The following is a 15,066-nucleotide window of genomic DNA, read 5'->3' as shown; positions in this document are numbered from 1 at the left end:
GGGAGGTACAGCGAGCCGCTAGCATCTGTCGCCGGCGGCGGTAGAACGTTAGTTATCCTAAGCAACGACTCATTTGTGCAAGATCTCGCGTAGCGACGCGACGTCGTTGCCCGAAACCGGCTGCGCGACGTTGCCCCAGGCGCCGCGAACGTACGTTAGCGCATCGGCCATTTGCGCATTCGAGATCAGACCGGCGAACCCGGGCATCCGCTGGCGTGGCGGCCCCGTCAGCGTCGCGGGGCTGTTGCCGCCTTCCACCATCAAGCGGATCAAGGACGTCGTGTCTTTCGCCAAAACCGACGCATTGCCCGCGAGCGCGGGAATGACATTGGGCACGCCTTTGCCGTCGTCACCGTGGCACTTTGCGCAGAACGAACGATAGACGACATAACCGACCGATTGCGCATCGGGGACGCGATTGCCGTTGCTCGGCGCGCGCCCCGGCTGCGTCGCGGGCGCATAGGCGCCGGACGCTTGCTGCGGCGGCAGACTTCTCAAATAGTGAGCGATGGCCAAGAGATCGGCGTCGGTCAGGTACTGCGTGCTGTCCTCGATTTGCTGGACCATGCTGCCGTAGGCCACGCTGCCGCCTGCGTGACCGGTTTTCAGGAACCGTGCGATGTCGGCTTCGCCCATGCGGCCAAGGCCGGAGCCTGCGTCGCCAGTCAGGTTCGCTGCGAACCAGTGATCATTGATTCCGCCGGTGAGAAACCTCGACGCCGTTTCGTCGTAACCGCGCTCTTGAAAACCCCATCCCCGCGGTGTGTGGCACGCGCCGCAGTGGCCGAGCGATTGCACGAGGTACGCGCCGCGCGTCCATTGCGGATCGGCAGGGGCGCGAGACTTGAATCCGCCGCGCGGCATGAACACCCACTGCCAACCGAATAGAGTCCAACGCTGATTGAACGGAAAAGCAACGTCGGCCGGCTCGTTGGGTTTCGCGACGGGCGCTACGCGTTGCATCAAATAAGCGTAGAGCGCCCGCAGATCGTCATCCGACATCTTCGAAAACTCGGGGTAGGGCATGGCCGGATAGAGCGCCTTGCCGCCGCGCGCGACGCCGTGCCGAACCGCACGGTCGAACTCTTGCAGCGTATAGCGGCCGATGCCGTAGCGCGGATCGGGCGTGATGTTGCTGGTTTTGATCGTGCCGAACGGGGAACCCATCGCGAGCCCTCCGGCGAATGGCGCCCCGCCGCCGGGCGCGGTGTGACATCCCGCGCAGTCGGCCGCCTTTGCGACGTACTCTCCGCGCGCAAGCACGGCCGCATCGACCGGCGGCGCAGGTGGCGGCACGCTATGTTTCGCGCCGCCCATCGCGATCGCAAGCACTGCCGGTAGCGTCAGCGCGAGCAGATCCGTTGCCATGCGCGGTGGTTTGGTCATCGCGTCTCCTCGAGGGCGGGGCGGTCCTGGGCGGCCGGCCGCCAGCGGTGCCCGGGCCGCTCGCGCAGCCAACGCGAGGCCACGGCCAATGCGCCGATCAGATACGCGAGCGCGCCCGGAACCCACATGATGAGGCCGCCCAACTGTTGGTCTTGGAGCGGATCCATACCCAGTGCGCTCGTCGGTTCGATGTACGACGGGTACCAAACGCCCGGCGCGAGGGCGATGAGCGCGCCCAGCGCGCCCGTATGAACCATGGTCGTGAACAGCGACAGCATCGCGGACCCCGTGCTGCGCCGCGTCGCCATTTCGCCGACGATACCGCGCCAAAATAGCAGCGCCGTGAGCAGAAAGCTCGCGTGTTGCAGGGTGTGGACGCCGGCGTTGGCCAGTGCGGCTTCAAACAAGCGGGGCGCGTGCCAAGCCCACAGCGCGATGGCGTGCAGCCACCAGGCCCACAGCGGCGAGGCGAGCCGCCGCCAGCATCGCGTCCATGCGTGCGTGTGCAGCAGGCGGCCGATCGCAAGGCGCACCGGGCGAGACAATGCCCACAGCATGACGCCGAGTGGCCGTCCTAGCACGATCAGCGGCGCGCACACGAGCATCATTGCCTCGTGCTGGACCATGTGCGCGGAGAACAGCGCGCCGGTCAGCGCGTCGAGCGGCGAAACGAACACGAGCGTCAGCGCGAGCCAGCCGGAGAAGAACGCGGCGATCAACATGAGACCGGCAGTGGCCCACCACATCAGGCTGCGCGCGCCAAAGCCGAAGCTCGGCAAATGCCGCACATCCAGGGTATCGGGCACGGGTGCTGTCGGCATGCCGCTGCGCTGCGAAGCGGCGCTGCCGCCCGGCTCCCCATAGGCGGGTGCGCGGGGCTTTCCGGCCGATGCGCGTGCGCTCATGGTCTGCGCTCCAACGCGAGGGCCTGCGCCGTTTGACGCCGGGATGGCCAAAACCACGCCGTCAACGTGACGGCCACGGGCACGGAACCCCACACCACGGCCCACGGCGTGAATACCGACCCGATGAAGAGCACGGTCGTCGCGACGGCGCTGACGAACGGCCAAATCGACGGTTGCGGGAAAAGCGGCCGCAGATCCGGCTCGGCATCGAGCGCCGTGGTGACGAGCACCTCGCGCGCATCGGTTGCGAGCCCCGACACGTACGCAGGCGAGCGCGGCGCATCCCACAGCGGATCGCGCCCATGCACGACGGGGATCGCATCGAAATTGTGCGGCGGCGGGGGACTGGCGGTGCTCCATTCGAGCGTGGCGCCGCCCCACGGATCGCAGCCCGCGGCCTGGCCGCGCCAATGGCTGCGAACGATGTTGACGAGAAACAGCAGGATGCTGAGTGCGATCGTGGCCGCGCCGATGCTGGAGAGCAGGTTGAGGCCGGACCATCCCATGTCGCTCGAATAAGTCCAGATGCGCCGGGGCATGCCATGGAGCCCGAGCCAATGCATGGGAAAAAAAGCGACGTTGAAGCCGATGAAGAACAGCCAGAATTGCCAACGTCCGAGCCGTTCGTCGAGCATTCGTCCCGTGACTTTCGGGAACCAGTAGTAGACCGCGCCGAACAACGGGAACACGGCGCCGCCTAGCAGCACGTAATGAAGATGAGCGACGACGAAGTAGGTGTCGTGCAATTGCAAGTCGAGCGGAACCGCGCCCAGCATGATGCCGGTCATTCCGCCGATCACGAGGATGAAGAAGAACGCGAGGACGAACAACAACGGCGTCTTCAGATTGAGCCGGCCGGTGACGAGGGTGGCGACCCAGCAGAAGATCTGGATCGCGGAAGGCACGGCGATCATGACGCTTGCGGCCGTGAAAAAGCTTTTGCCAAGGGTGGGGATGCTCGTGGCGAACATGTGATGCACCCAAAGCCCGAATGCGAGAAAGGCCGTGGCGATCAAGGCGAGGACGATGGCCGTATAGCCGAAGATGGGCCGACGCGCGAAGGTGGGCAGAACCGACGAAATGAAGCCTAGCGCAGGGATGAAGATCAGGTACACCTCGGGGTGGCCGAAGAACCAAAACAAATGTTGCCAAAGCAGCACGTCGCCGCCGAGCGACGGGTTGTAAAACTGCGTGCCGACCAGCCGGTCCAAAATCAACGCGGTGCTGGCCAGCATGATCGAGGGCATGGCGAAGATGACCATGAACTGCGTGACGAGCGTGGCCCACGCGAACAGCGGCATGCGGTTCAGCGACATGCCGGGCGCGCGCATCTTCAGAATGGTCGTAATCAGCACGATCGCTTCGAGCAGGCCCGACAATTCGGTGAACGTGATCATTTGCGCCCAGATGTCCGGGCCTTTGCCGAGTCCATAGTTGGGACCGGCAAGCGGCACGTAGCTGAACCAACCGGCTTGCGGCGCGGCGCCGAGCAGCGCGGCGCCATAGAGCGTCAGGCAGCTGAACAAGAACATCCAATACGCGTAGGTGTTCATTCGCGGGAAGGCAATGCTGCGCGCGCCCACCATCAGGGGGATCAGATAACCGGCGACCGCCTGCATCACGGGCACGGCGAACAGGAACATCATCGTCGTGCCGTGCAACGTGAACAGCGCATCGTATGTATTTGGGCCGACCACATGGTTGTTCGGCCGCGCAAGCTGCAGGCGCATGACGAGCGCGAGCAGGCCCGCGATCAGGAACGAGGCGAACGTGGTGGCGATGAAGCGGCGCGCGATCGTTTTATGGTTGATCGCGGCGAGCGCGCCGAGCGTGATCACCACTGGCCTGCCAACGGGTATGTGCAGTTCGTTGGCGGTGACGAATGCGGGGCGTCCGCCGTCGGCCGCATAGCGCGCTTGCCACCACCATTGCCGCCTGTCAGATCGATGTGCAGGGCATCGGAGACGGGCAGCTTCGACAACGCACGGTCGGTCGATACGTCCGCGACGATCAACCCGACAAGCAGCACGACCGACAAGGCGCTCGCACCGACGACCGCTCGTTGGGTGCGCCGCTCCGGCGCGGCGTAGGGCGCCAAATTCGGCGCAGTCGTGCGTTCGGCGCCGCGACGACGCAACAGCGCGAACGAGACGCAGACCAGCACGCTGGCGAATACGACGCCGCAGACGACGAGCGTCAGATTCCATAGCCGCACGATGTGTTCGGCCTGAATGCCCGCGGGCGCGAGTGTGCTGTGTTCTAGCGGCGCGGCCGCGGCCATCACCGGCACGGCGCTTGCGCAGGCTCGCCCGTACCGCGCCATGCGGGCGAGGCGCGGCGGCATTCGCAAGGCGTGGAATGGGAAGGCGCGCGGCGTTTTCATGCGGATCGTCGATGGATCTGGCAGACGCGTTGCAGGCAGCAGGTTCCATTCCCGCATCGAGCGGCACGTCGGCTCCGGCGGGCGCTGCCGAAATGGACAAACCCTGCCAAACTTGGCACTTGAGAGGAAAAGTTCGAACGAGACGCAGGCACGGCGGAAGCCTCCCTGGCCGTGCGCTGCGCCGATCGTTCGGCTTTGAACGGGGACTGGCACATGAACGACACGCCGCTGTCCGAACGCGAACGAAGCTGGAGCGAGCACACCACGTCGCAAGTGCGCGAGGCGCTCGAAGGCCGGCGGCGCGGCGTGCAACTGCTGTTGCCGTTCGCCGGCCCAGCCGTGGTCGTGTCGGTGGCCTACATGGACCCCGGCAACCTGGCGACGAACCTGCAGGCCGGCGCCGCGTATGGCTACACGTTGCTATGGGCCGTGCTGTTCGCGAACCTCGTGGCGATGCTGTTCCAAGCCGTTTCCGCCAGGCTCGGCATCGTGAGCGAGTCGAGCCTGGCGGCGCTCTGTGCGCGACGTCTGCCGCGGCCGGTGGTTCTGGCGATGTGGGCGGTGAGCGAGATCGCTGCGATGGCGACCGATCTGGCCGAATTCCTTGGCGGCGCGATCGGGTTCTCGCTGCTCGCGCACGTTCCCTTGTTGTTCGGCATGGCGGTGACGGCCGCTTTCACCTGGGCGTTGCTGCTGCTTCAACGGCACGGATTCCGGCCGCTCGAAGTCGCGATCGGTGCGCTCGTGGGCCTGATCGCCATTGCGTATGTGGCGCAGTTGCTGTTCGTCACCGTCCCCTGGGGTGCCGTTCTGCATGGCGTGCTGGTGCCGACGGTGCCCGATCGAGAGGCTCTCGTCGTCTCGGCCGGCATCGTCGGCGCGACGGTGATGCCGCACGCGCTGTTCTTGCACTCGGGGTTGACGGGTGACCGCGTCAGGCCGCGCACTGAAGAAGAACGCGCAAAACTCGTTCGCTATTCGAATGCGGAGGTCGTGATCGCCTTGACGGTGGCCGGGCTCGTCAATATGGCCATGGTCATCATGGCATGCGGCGCTTTTCACGACGGGCATAGCGAGGTGACGGACATCGGTGCGGCGTACCGCACCTTGACGCCGTTGTTCGGTTCGATGGCGGCGGCGTTGTTTCTGACTTCGCTGATGGCATCGGGCATATCGAGTTCAGTGGTCGGCACGATGGCAGGACAGGCGATCATGCAGGATTTCCTCGGTATATCGCTGCCGTTATGGTTGCGCCGCATCGTGACCATGGCGCCTAGCTTCGTGGTCGTCGCGCTAGGGGTGGGTGTGGCGCGCGCACTCGTGTTGAGCCAGGTGGTTCTGAGTCTGGCGGTGCCGGTGCCCATGCTTGCGCTCATCGGCTTTGCAAGCAGTCGGCGGATCATGGGCGAACATCGATTGGGGCGCCCCATGCAGGTCCTTGCGGTCGCGGCGATACTGGGCATCGTGGCCATGAATGCCATATTGATCGTGCAGATGTGGCCGTTCTGAAGGGAGAACAGGCGACTCGCGGCGCGACGTGCGAATGCGACGGAGGTGGACGGCCGCATTCGGCAGACGGCATTCGCCATTCGGCAGACGTGAGGTGAGTGTTTTCGGGAGCAGCGGCAGGTGAGGCCGCATAGGTGGTCGGCCCTCACGCAACCGGCTCATCAATACGCCAAGCGGCCCATCGGGCGCGGCAAAAAGGGCTATTCGCGGCGGTGCGGCGGCGTTTCGGCCCCTCTCAGGTGAGACATATGGCCATCAAGACCCTCACCGTGGCCCGGGGAGCCCAACAAAAGGTGAGGGTTTTCGGGAGCATTCCGTCCCAGGATTTGGGCACATTTGCCATCCCGCTCGCGAAATGCGGATTCATGCGAAGATCGACGGTTCCGACGCGGCTTGGCCCGTCACCGCTATTGCGACTACTGCCGGACTGCGAGCCGGCGCAAATTGGAGAACCTCACGATGCAGATCACGGGAGATATGCTGATCGGTGGCGCCTCGGTGCGTGGCACTGCCGGAACGCTGCGCGCGTTCGACCCGGCTCGTAACACCGAAATCGAACCGGCGTTCGGCGCCGGCGATGCGGAGGATGTCGACCGCGCTTGCCGCTTGGCGCAAGCGGCCTTCGATCCGTTCCGCCTGGCGCCGCTAGAGACGCGCGCTCGTCTTCTCGACACGATTGCCGAGCGCATTATGGCGCTTGGCGATGCGCTCATCGAGCGCGGTCATGCGGAGTCGGCGCTGCCCAAGGCGCGTCTCGAAGGGGAACGCGGGCGCACGGTGGGCCAGCTCAAGCTGTTTGCGCAACTCGTGCGGGACGGCCGCTGGCTCGGAGCGACGCTCGACTCGGCGATGCCCGAGCGCAAGCCGCTGCCGCGCTCCGATTTGCGGCAGCAGAAGATTGCAATCGGTCCGGTGGCCGTGTTCGGTGCGAGCAACTTTCCGTTGGCGTTTTCGGTAGCGGGCGGCGATACGGCGTCGGCACTGGCGGCGGGCTGTCCGGTCGTCGTCAAAGCGCATCCGGCCCATCTCGGCACTTCGGAGCTCGTGGGGCGCGCGATTCAAGAGGCCGTCGCCGAATGCGGCTTGCCCGCGGGCGTCTTCGCGCTCGTGCTCGGCGCGGGCAATGCCGTGGGCGAAGCGCTCGTCGCGCATCCGGCCATCAAGGCCGTCGGCTTCACGGGTTCGCGTGGCGGCGGCATCGCGCTGATGAACATCGCCGCGCGGCGCCGCGAACCGATTCCCGTCTACGCGGAAATGAGCAGCATCAACCCTTGCTTCGTGCTCCCTGGTGCGCTGGCGGCACGGGCAGAAGCGGTTGCCACCGGTTTCGTCGAATCGCTGACGCTCGGCGTGGGACAGTTCTGCACGAACCCAGGCCTCGTCGTCGTGCTCGACGGGCCGCAGCGCCAGACGTTCATCGACGCTGCCGCTAAGGCGCTCGAGAAGAAGGGCGCGCAAACGATGCTCACGGCCGGCATCGCGAGCGCCTACCGCGATGGTGTGAGCAAGCGCGCGGGCGTGGAAGGCGTGACGCGCGTCGCACAGGGCGCGAGCACCGATGCGCACCATTCGGCGCTGCCGGAGTTGTTCGCGACGACGAAAGCGCAATTTCTCGCTGCGCCGCCGCTCGAAGACGAGATTTTCGGGCCGACTTCGCTCATCGTCACGTGCGCCAACATCGATGAAATGATCGAGCTGGCCGAGCATTTGGAAGGGCAGTTGACGGCGACCTTGCAGATGGAGCGCGACGACGTGGAACTCGCGCGCAAGTTGCTGCCCACGCTCGAACGCAAGGCCGGCCGTATTTTGGCGAACGGCTTCCCAACGGGCGTCGAGGTGTCGCATGCGATGGTGCATGGCGGGCCGTTCCCGGCCACGTCCGATCCGCGCTCGACCTCGGTTGGCACGCTCGCGATCGAGCGGTTCTTGCGGCCCGTCTGCTACCAAGACTTGCCGGCCGAATTGCTGCCGCAGGCAGTGCAGGACGAGAATCCGTTGAACCTCTGGCGCTTGCGCGACGGCGCATTCGAGCGTCGCTGAGCGGCACGCCGGGCGGCGCCTTTTTTAAGTCGCTGCCCACGTTGCCGGTGTTACGCCGTGCGCGCCGCGCCGCTTAGGCGTCGTGCACGACGGACCGCCTTGCGGTCTTCAGCTTCCGACCCGATAGATGCGCCCGGTTTGGGCGCCTTCTACGCTGCGAGAGAACGCCAACGCGGCGCGCTGTGCGCTGACCGGTTCGAACCCGCGAAAGTACGAGCCGTACGCTTGGACCGATTCCTCGAGGATGGTCGGGCTCACGAGATTGATGCGCAACCCCCTCGGCATTTCGATCGCCGCGCCGCGCACGAAGCCCTCCAACGCGAAATTGACGGTGGTGGCGTTGATTCCTTCGCGGATCGGTTCGTCTGCGAGGATGCCGCCCGTCAGCGTGAATGACCCGCCGTCGTTGACGTGATGTTGCGCCGCCAGCACGACGTTGATTTGACCCATGAGCTTATCGCGCAGGCCGACCCAGAACTGATCGGCAGTCATTTCGTGAAATGGCCCGAAATGAACCTTGCCGATGGTGGCGACCACTGCGTCGACGCGGCCGATGTCGTGAAATAAACGCTCGACGCTCGGCAAGTTGGTTGCATCGACGTGATAATCGCCGCGCGTCGCGCCCACTTCGATCACTTCATGACGTTGCTTCAGTTCCGCGCAGACGGCGCGGCCCAGCGTGCCGCTCGCTCCGATGACCACAACTTTCATTTCGGCTCCTAGGATCTGTTGACGTGGGGAACGTACAGGCGAATGCCTGAAATCGCTCGCGAGGCAAGAAAGAGGGAAACAGGCAATGTGCGGCGAATCGCGCCGCGCCAGCGCGCATTATGGGCGCGTATCGCCTTGCTTGCGCAGCGGCAACATCAAGAGCGCGCCCGCGACGAGCTTGGCTGCGAGGCCGGCCCCGGTCACGAGTGCGCCGAGCGGAAACGCGCGCCATTCGAGCGGGAGCATGGGCGCCACGAACGCCGCCGAGACGAGAGAAAGCGCGACGGTCGTCCAACGTGCCCACGCGTGCCGCAGTGCGACGAACGCATAGAGCAAGCCGAGCAGGACGCGCGCGACGAGCGCGGCTGCAAGCGTGGCGGCAGCCGGCGCTGGGCTGTCGGCCGCTGCCGGTGCGATGTGCCCGAGCGGCAACTCGAGCCAGGCGAGCGCGTAGCTCAGGCCGAGGCAAGCGAGTGCAATCGAAAAACGCCGGGCCGAACCGGGTTCGAGCGGCACGCGGCGCAGCGTGAACGCACGGTGCGCATGCGGCGTCGGTGCGCCGGGTATCGGGTGGCCCGGATGGCTCGCGTTCATGATTCGCTCGCAAGGTTGGCCGCGCCCTTGCATCCGCCGCGCGGATGCGCCGAGCGTGCGCAGTCGTTCGACAATCCTAGCGCAGCCACGAACAACTTCAAGCGTTTCGCGTGCGCCGGCGCACTATCGTCCCGAGCGAGGGCGCACGAGACGGCGTCGTGGATCTACGCAAAAGCCGTTCCGGCCCAGGCGCGCCATGGCGCTCGCGCGTCTTTACCCGTCCGCGCTGTAAAACCCCAATTATTTTCCGTAGAACCGGCGTTTCCGACAGAGTATGATTCGAATCCTGCAAGCCGGCGCCAGTAGGGAAAACGCAGTCAGGCGCTTGGCCCTCGCGGCTGCTCGGCGCATCGCACGACGAGGCAGCGAGCGTATCAAGGGAGGCAGGTGACGACCATGCATCACCCCGACGCCGCATTCACGCATCGCGGATACTTGCTCAATTGCGCGCCCGCGCGGGCGAGCGACGGCTCTTATCACCCGTATGTCGTGATTTCCCGCTCGAGCGACGGCGAACTCGTCGCGAATCGTTTCTTCCCCAGCGAATTGCGCTTCGAGGAGGAGGCCGCCGCGATCGCCCATGCCCGCGACTGGGCTGTGCGCTGGATCGACGCGAGCAGCCTCACAGTCTAGCCGGCGAAACGCGGGGCGGTCTGTGCGGCCCGGATACCAGCGCTTTGCCCGAGCATGCCAAAAACGCGGTAATCTTTCCAGATATCCGCATCGTTCGATGCGGCACCGCAGCCGTTTTTATCACTATGTCGAATCCGCTTTCGCCCCATTGGGGCCTCGATCAGATCGTCGCCGACTTGCGCGCTTCGCGCGAAGCACTGCATCGCACGCGCCATCCGCAAGGCATTCGCGAGCTGCCTTCGCGCCATGCGATCGGGGGCATCGTGGAGTGCCTGCGCGCGGTCATGTTTCCCACGCACTATGGCGCGCCGGACCTGACCGATGAAAGCGTCGATTATTACGTCGGACATACGCTCGAAAGCACCTTGCGGCTGCTTTGGGAACAAGTGAAACGCGCACTGCGCTTTTTGCCCGAGCACGCCGATACGCCCGCGCCCGAACTCGAAACGCTGGCCTTCGAAATCACGCGCTCTTTCGCGGCGCAGTTGCCGAGTATTCGCGCGATGCTCGTGAGCGACATCCGTGCGGCGCACGCGGGCGATCCAGCGGCTCAGCACATCACCGAAATTCTCCTGTGCTATCCCGGCGTGCTCGCGATCATGCATCACCGGCTCGCGCATGCGTTGCACCGGCTCGGCGTGCCGCTGCTTGCGCGGTTCATCAACGAGATCGCGCACTCGGCAACGGGGATCGACATCCATCCAGGCGCGCAAATCGGCCCGAGCTTTTTCATCGATCACGGCACGGGCGTCGTGATTGGCGAGACCGCCGTCATCGGAGAGCGCGTGCGCCTCTACCAGGCCGTCACGCTCGGCGCGAAGAGTTTTCCGGCCGATGCCGACGGCGCACTCGTGAAGGGGCATGCGCGGCATCCGATCGTCGAGGACGATGTCGTGATTTATGCCGGCGCGACGATTCTCGGGCGAGTGACGATCGGGCGCGGCGCCGTGATCGGCGGTAACGTCTGGCTGACGCACAGCGTGGCGCCGGGCGCGAGCGTATCGCAAGGCAGCATACGCGAGGGCGATCGCGGGAGCGAAGCCGATGCGCGAGGACGCGTGCGGCGATGAAACGCGGGCGCGTCGTCATGCATCGTTGCGTCGTCGCAGGCGTGCAGGCGACGACAGCCGATACGACGCAATCGTTTGGCCGCCATTCGCACGACATGTTCGGCGTAGGGCTCGTTTGGCGCGGCGCACAGCGCTCCGCGAGCGGTCGTGGCCCAGTCGAAGCGCGAGCGGGCGACGTGATCACCGCGAACCCCGGCGAAGTGCATGACGGCAGCCCGTTCGACGAGCGCGGCCGCGCTTGGCGCATGCTTTATTTCGATCCGGCACTGGTGTATGAGGTCGCGCGCGACCTCGGCGCGCCTACGCCGACCTCGGTCGAGTTCGAGCGCCCCGTATTGCGCGACGACGCTTTTGCCGCTTGTTTCGAGCAGGCTTTTGCCGATGCGGCCGCAATGGCGACCGGCGCGGCGCGCGTGCGTGACGAAGCGCTCGGGCGCGAAACATCGCTGTTCGCATTGATGGCGAGATTCGTACGCACGCATACGAGCATGCGGCAACGCATGCCGGTAGCGGAATCGGTCGCGGCCGCGAGCGCGTCGATCAGGCGGGCGAAGGCGCGCATCGACGACGATCCATGCGCTCCCGTTACGTTGGCGGCGCTAGCCGACGAAGCAGGCTTGAGCCGCTTTCAACTTTTGCGCGGCTTCGCGCGCGATACGGGTCTGCCGCCCCATGCTTATTTGATTCAGCGCCGAATTGCACTCGCACGACACCTGATCGAGCGAGGGACGCCCCTGGCCGATGCGGCCGCCGGAGCCGGCTTCGCCGACCAGAGTCATATGACGCGCGCCTTCGTGCGCATGCTAGGCGTGACCCCGGCGCAGTACGCAAGCGCCGTTCGTTGATGCCGGTTTTGCCTGGCGGCAGGCCAGTGCAATTTCGTTCAAGACCCGGTGACGCTCCCCGCCTAATCTCGCACCATCTTTCGACGAACGGGGCGATGCAATGCGGATGGGGCGGCGTTTCACAGGTTATCTTTATTGCGCGCTGGCGATGGTCGGCGTGGGCAGCACGGTGGTGGTGAGCAAGCTCATCGTCCATGGGTTGCCGCCGTTCACGGCGACGGCGCTGCGTTTCGGGATTGCGCTACCCGTGTTCCTACTCGCGATGGCGTTGACCGGCGAACGGTGGCCGCGTGTCGGCTGGCGCGAAGCGTCGTTGCTGATCGTGCAGTCGGGCTCGGGCAGCGTGGGCTACACGGTGCTGCTGCTTAGCGGCATGCGGCTCGCGACCGCGACGGATGCCGGCCTCATCGCGGGGACCTTGCCCGCGGTAGCGGCGCTCTTTGCCGTCGTTGCTCTGCGCGAGCGCCCTGGGGTGATGACGATAGCGGCGATTACGCTGGCGACGGCCGGCGTGCTGGTTTGCACGGTTGGCGTTTCCGATGGGCCACCGCTTGCCGGTGGCGCAAAGGCGCCTGCTTTGTGGCTTGGAAATCTCTGCGTGTTGGGCGCCGTGTTGTGCGAGGCGGTATTTATCCTGTTGAACAAGCGCTTGCGGACACCCGTTTCACCGTTGCAGATGTCCACGCTCATGACCGGCATCGGCCTCTTGCTGGCGCTCGTCCCTGCGCTGCTAGAACGGCCATGGACTGCCGCCTTCGACCCTAGCGCGATGCTCGGGGTCGTATATTACGCGCTCGTGCCGACCGTCGTCGGGTTTTTCCTTTGGTTTGCCGGCGCCTCTCGCATTGCGGGTGCGCAAGCGAGCGCGTTGGCCGCTTTGGTTCCGATTTCCGCCGCGGGGTTTTCCGCCGTGTTTCTGCACGAGCATATGAACGTCAGGCATGGGTGGGCCTTCGCCTGCGTATTGGCGGGCGTCGCGCTGATCGCGTTGGAGGGAAAATATCGAAACGGCCGACTCGCGCGCTCCCAGCCGCTTCGCGGCCTTGTCCGCCAGCAGGCTCCCGACGCTTGCGTGAAAGTAGATCGCGATATTCGTTCGGGGTGCTAACTAATCTCTCAGTATGAATTCGAGATGCGGATGCAAAAACAACCGCCTTTGATCAGTTTAGACATCCAATTTTTACACCTCGAAGCGTGCGTCGAACAAAATCGGCTGCGCAGTAATCGTGTGTTGAAAAATGTAACTTCGATGGGGGCAAAAAAATCCGCATGGTAGCGTTCTCTGCTGATCCGGGATGGATTTTCAAGAACCCGACCGAATGGGCACAATGCAATGATGACTTCTTTCGATGAATGGCTCATTCATGCCATGAGCCGTATCGATATTCACTCGCCTTTATTCATCCGCGCAGCCGTGACGGCGGCGGAGTTCGATTTGACTAGAGGGCTCCCGCTCGTGACGTTGCTTTGGTGGATCTGGTTCCGCCCGGAGCGCCAGATCGGTGCCCAGGGCGAAACCGCACGACGCCAAGCACACGAACTCGTGATTGCCGCGATCGTCAGTGGCCTTATTGCACTTGCAATCGGGCGTTTGCTCGCGCATGAATTGCCGTTTCGCTTGAGACCGATCTTCGAGCCGCAGTTGCACGCGCTCTACCCGCCGCCAAATCCAAAAGTATTGCTGCCGCGAACATGGAGTTCCTTTCCGAGTGACCATGCCATGCTGTGGGGAGCCGTGGCCACCGCCATCTTGTTCGCGTCGCGGCCTGTCGGCATCTACGCGCTACTGCATGTGGTCGTGCTGATCTGCCTGCCCCGCCTTTATCTCGGCCTGCACTATCCGACGGATCTGCTGGCGGGCCTGGCGCTCGGCGTGGGCATCGCTTGTCTCGTCAACGTGCCGCCGATTCGCGCGCTCGTGAGCAAGCCGGTGCTAGCATTTGCCGAGCGCAGTCCAGGACTCTTTTATGGCGCGGCATTCTTGCTCAGTTTCGAATTGGCCACGCAATTCGACGAATTGCGATTATTGGCATTCGGGTTGACCCACATCGGCCACTATGCGCAGTAGCGCGACTCGTCCCTCCCGCAGAGGGTGGCCGGTACTGCGACACTGAACGGGCGTGGACGCGCTCTTGAACGTGGGGCATGCATCCGCGCAGTCCGCGTATGCGAGATTCGACTACCGGTTCTGAGCGCCGATCAAGTATTGGGAACGTTGAACCCGCCGGAATTGCCGACGATGGCCAAGAATTCGCGCCGCGTCGAAGGATCGTCGCGGAACGAACCGAGCATGCGCGAGGTAACCATCTGCACCCCGGGCTTATGGATGCCGCGCGTCGTGATGCATTGATGCGCGGCTTCGAGGATCACGCCAACGCCCTTGGGCTGCAAGATCTCGTTCAGGGTGTCGGCGATCTGCACGGTCATCTTTTCTTGAATCTGCAGCCGCTTCGCAAACGCGTCGACGAGCCGCGCTAGCTTGGAGATGCCGACCACGCGGTGGTTGGGCAAATAGGCCACATGAGCGCGCCCGATGATCGGCACCATGTGATGTTCGCAGTAGCTCTCAAAGCGAATGTCCTTGAGCACGACCATTTCGTCGTAGCCGTCGACTTCGGCGAAGGTGCGCGCGAGAATCTCCCGCGGATCGTGCGAGTAGCCCTCGAAAAATTCCTCGTAGGCGCGCACGACACGTGCGGGCGTATCGAGCAGGCCTTCGCGCGTGGGATCGTCGCCGGCCCAGCGCAGCAGTACGCGCACCGCATCTTCCGCTTCGGTGCGGGTCGGGCGCGCCGGCGGGGCGGTCGATGCACCGGCAGGCGCTGGTTTGCCGCGCTTGCGGGCTGGCTCGGCTTTTTCCAGTTTCTTGGCCCGGGATCCTTCCGTCATCGTTCGCTCCTAGTGTGCTTCGCCTGCGCGCGGCTACGAAATGGGGCATTGTTCCACGATTCCGGCGGATTGCGTATCGGCCGCTGCACGCAATGCCGGCC

The 15,066-nt window shown here is 64.7% G+C and carries 14 protein-coding genes; 7 read left to right on the top strand and 7 right to left on the bottom strand.

The window, feature by feature from the left end:
* Nucleotides 1–69: 69 nt before the first annotated feature.
* The 4 genes from MMB74_RS14260 to MMB74_RS14245 form a co-directional block, all read right to left on the bottom strand.
* On the bottom strand, nt 70–1,317 hold the full coding sequence (locus MMB74_RS14260; protein ID WP_277429505.1) for a cytochrome c: 1,248 nt from the start codon (nt 1,315–1,317) through the stop codon (nt 70–72).
* 65 nt (nt 1,318–1,382) lie between these two features.
* Nucleotides 1,383–2,291, bottom strand: a complete 909-nt coding sequence (locus tag MMB74_RS14255; RefSeq protein ID WP_277429297.1) for a cytochrome c oxidase assembly protein — start codon at nt 2,289–2,291, stop codon at nt 1,383–1,385.
* The gene (ctaD, locus tag MMB74_RS14250) at nt 2,288–4,132 is read right to left on the bottom strand and encodes a cytochrome c oxidase subunit I (RefSeq protein ID WP_277429296.1); all 1,845 of its coding nucleotides are present in this window, start codon (nt 4,130–4,132) and stop codon (nt 2,288–2,290) included. The genes MMB74_RS14255 and ctaD overlap by 4 nt, the downstream gene beginning before the upstream one ends.
* On the bottom strand, nt 4,126–4,674 hold the full coding sequence (locus tag MMB74_RS14245) for a hypothetical protein (protein ID WP_277429295.1): 549 nt from the start codon (nt 4,672–4,674) through the stop codon (nt 4,126–4,128). Before MMB74_RS14245 ends, ctaD begins: the two co-directional genes overlap by 7 nt.
* 213 nt (nt 4,675–4,887) lie before the next feature.
* On the opposite strand from MMB74_RS14245, the gene MMB74_RS14240 reads away from it, so the two are divergent.
* Together MMB74_RS14240 and MMB74_RS14235 are read left to right on the top strand one after the other, a co-directional pair.
* The gene (locus MMB74_RS14240; protein ID WP_277429294.1) at nt 4,888–6,183 is read left to right on the top strand and encodes an Nramp family divalent metal transporter; all 1,296 of its coding nucleotides are present in this window, start codon (nt 4,888–4,890) and stop codon (nt 6,181–6,183) included.
* A 459-nt stretch (nt 6,184–6,642) separates the two neighbouring features.
* Nucleotides 6,643–8,223 (top strand): aldehyde dehydrogenase (NADP(+)), encoded by a 1,581-nt coding sequence (locus tag MMB74_RS14235; RefSeq protein ID WP_277429293.1) that lies wholly within the window; start codon nt 6,643–6,645, stop codon nt 8,221–8,223.
* Between the two features lie 108 nt (nt 8,224–8,331).
* Here MMB74_RS14235 and MMB74_RS14230 read toward each other — a convergent pair whose 3' ends face one another.
* Entirely contained in the window at nt 8,332–8,934 is a 603-nt protein-coding gene (locus MMB74_RS14230; protein ID WP_277429292.1) for a short chain dehydrogenase, read from the bottom strand.
* A 117-nt stretch (nt 8,935–9,051) separates the two neighbouring features.
* Entirely contained in the window at nt 9,052–9,528 is a 477-nt protein-coding gene (locus tag MMB74_RS14225; protein WP_277429291.1) for a hypothetical protein, read from the bottom strand.
* 396 nt (nt 9,529–9,924) lie between these two features.
* Here MMB74_RS14225 and MMB74_RS14220 point away from each other — a divergent pair, with 396 nt between their 5' ends.
* The 5 genes from MMB74_RS14220 to MMB74_RS14200 all read left to right on the top strand — a co-directional run bounded on the left by MMB74_RS14220 (nt 9,925) and on the right by MMB74_RS14200 (nt 14,144).
* Nucleotides 9,925–10,161, top strand: coding sequence for a hypothetical protein (locus tag MMB74_RS14220; protein WP_277429290.1), 237 nt, complete (start codon nt 9,925–9,927; stop codon nt 10,159–10,161).
* A gap of 125 nt (nt 10,162–10,286) precedes the next feature.
* Entirely contained in the window at nt 10,287–11,231 is a 945-nt protein-coding gene (gene epsC, locus MMB74_RS14215) for a serine O-acetyltransferase EpsC (protein ID WP_277429289.1), read from the top strand.
* Nucleotides 11,228–12,076, top strand: a complete 849-nt coding sequence (locus MMB74_RS14210; RefSeq protein WP_277429288.1) for an AraC family transcriptional regulator — start codon at nt 11,228–11,230, stop codon at nt 12,074–12,076. Before epsC ends, MMB74_RS14210 begins: the two co-directional genes overlap by 4 nt.
* 106 nt (nt 12,077–12,182) lie before the next feature.
* A complete protein-coding gene (locus tag MMB74_RS14205) occupies nt 12,183–13,184 on the top strand; it encodes a DMT family transporter (RefSeq protein ID WP_277429287.1) in 1,002 nt (333 codons plus the stop codon).
* A gap of 225 nt (nt 13,185–13,409) precedes the next feature.
* The gene (locus MMB74_RS14200; protein WP_277429286.1) at nt 13,410–14,144 is read left to right on the top strand and encodes a phosphatase PAP2 family protein; all 735 of its coding nucleotides are present in this window, start codon (nt 13,410–13,412) and stop codon (nt 14,142–14,144) included.
* A 131-nt stretch (nt 14,145–14,275) separates the two neighbouring features.
* Here the strand turns inward: MMB74_RS14200 and folE are convergent, their stop codons facing one another.
* A complete protein-coding gene (gene folE, locus MMB74_RS14195; protein WP_277429285.1) occupies nt 14,276–14,965 on the bottom strand; it encodes a GTP cyclohydrolase I FolE in 690 nt (229 codons plus the stop codon).
* Nucleotides 14,966–15,066 lie beyond the last annotated feature (101 nt).

This window comes from Trinickia sp. Y13 (genome assembly GCF_029522115.1).
Classification (GTDB): Bacteria; Pseudomonadota; Gammaproteobacteria; order Burkholderiales; family Burkholderiaceae; genus Trinickia.
Note: the sequence above shows the minus strand (reverse complement) of the source record. Positions and strands in the feature narration are given on the sequence as shown.

Excerpts from the sequence above, each read along its gene's own strand:
- MMB74_RS14240 (WP_277429294.1), top strand. The coding sequence starts at position 4,888 with ATGAACGACACGCCGCTGTCCGAACGCGAACGAAGCTGGAGCGAGCAC.
- MMB74_RS14260 (WP_277429505.1), bottom strand. The coding sequence starts at position 1,317 with ATGGGCGGCGCGAAACATAGCGTGCCGCCACCTGCGCCGCCGGTCGAT.
- MMB74_RS14220 (WP_277429290.1), top strand. The coding sequence starts at position 9,925 with ATGCATCACCCCGACGCCGCATTCACGCATCGCGGATACTTGCTCAAT.
- MMB74_RS14245 (WP_277429295.1), bottom strand. The coding sequence starts at position 4,674 with ATGAAAACGCCGCGCGCCTTCCCATTCCACGCCTTGCGAATGCCGCCG.
- MMB74_RS14210 (WP_277429288.1), top strand. The coding sequence starts at position 11,228 with ATGAAACGCGGGCGCGTCGTCATGCATCGTTGCGTCGTCGCAGGCGTG.
- MMB74_RS14230 (WP_277429292.1), bottom strand. The coding sequence starts at position 8,934 with ATGAAAGTTGTGGTCATCGGAGCGAGCGGCACGCTGGGCCGCGCCGTC.
- MMB74_RS14255 (WP_277429297.1), bottom strand. The coding sequence starts at position 2,291 with ATGAGCGCACGCGCATCGGCCGGAAAGCCCCGCGCACCCGCCTATGGG.
- folE (WP_277429285.1), bottom strand. The coding sequence starts at position 14,965 with ATGACGGAAGGATCCCGGGCCAAGAAACTGGAAAAAGCCGAGCCAGCC.
- MMB74_RS14205 (WP_277429287.1), top strand. The coding sequence starts at position 12,183 with ATGGGGCGGCGTTTCACAGGTTATCTTTATTGCGCGCTGGCGATGGTC.
- MMB74_RS14200 (WP_277429286.1), top strand. The coding sequence starts at position 13,410 with ATGATGACTTCTTTCGATGAATGGCTCATTCATGCCATGAGCCGTATC.
- epsC (WP_277429289.1), top strand. The coding sequence starts at position 10,287 with ATGTCGAATCCGCTTTCGCCCCATTGGGGCCTCGATCAGATCGTCGCC.
- MMB74_RS14235 (WP_277429293.1), top strand. The coding sequence starts at position 6,643 with ATGCAGATCACGGGAGATATGCTGATCGGTGGCGCCTCGGTGCGTGGC.
- MMB74_RS14225 (WP_277429291.1), bottom strand. The coding sequence starts at position 9,528 with ATGAACGCGAGCCATCCGGGCCACCCGATACCCGGCGCACCGACGCCG.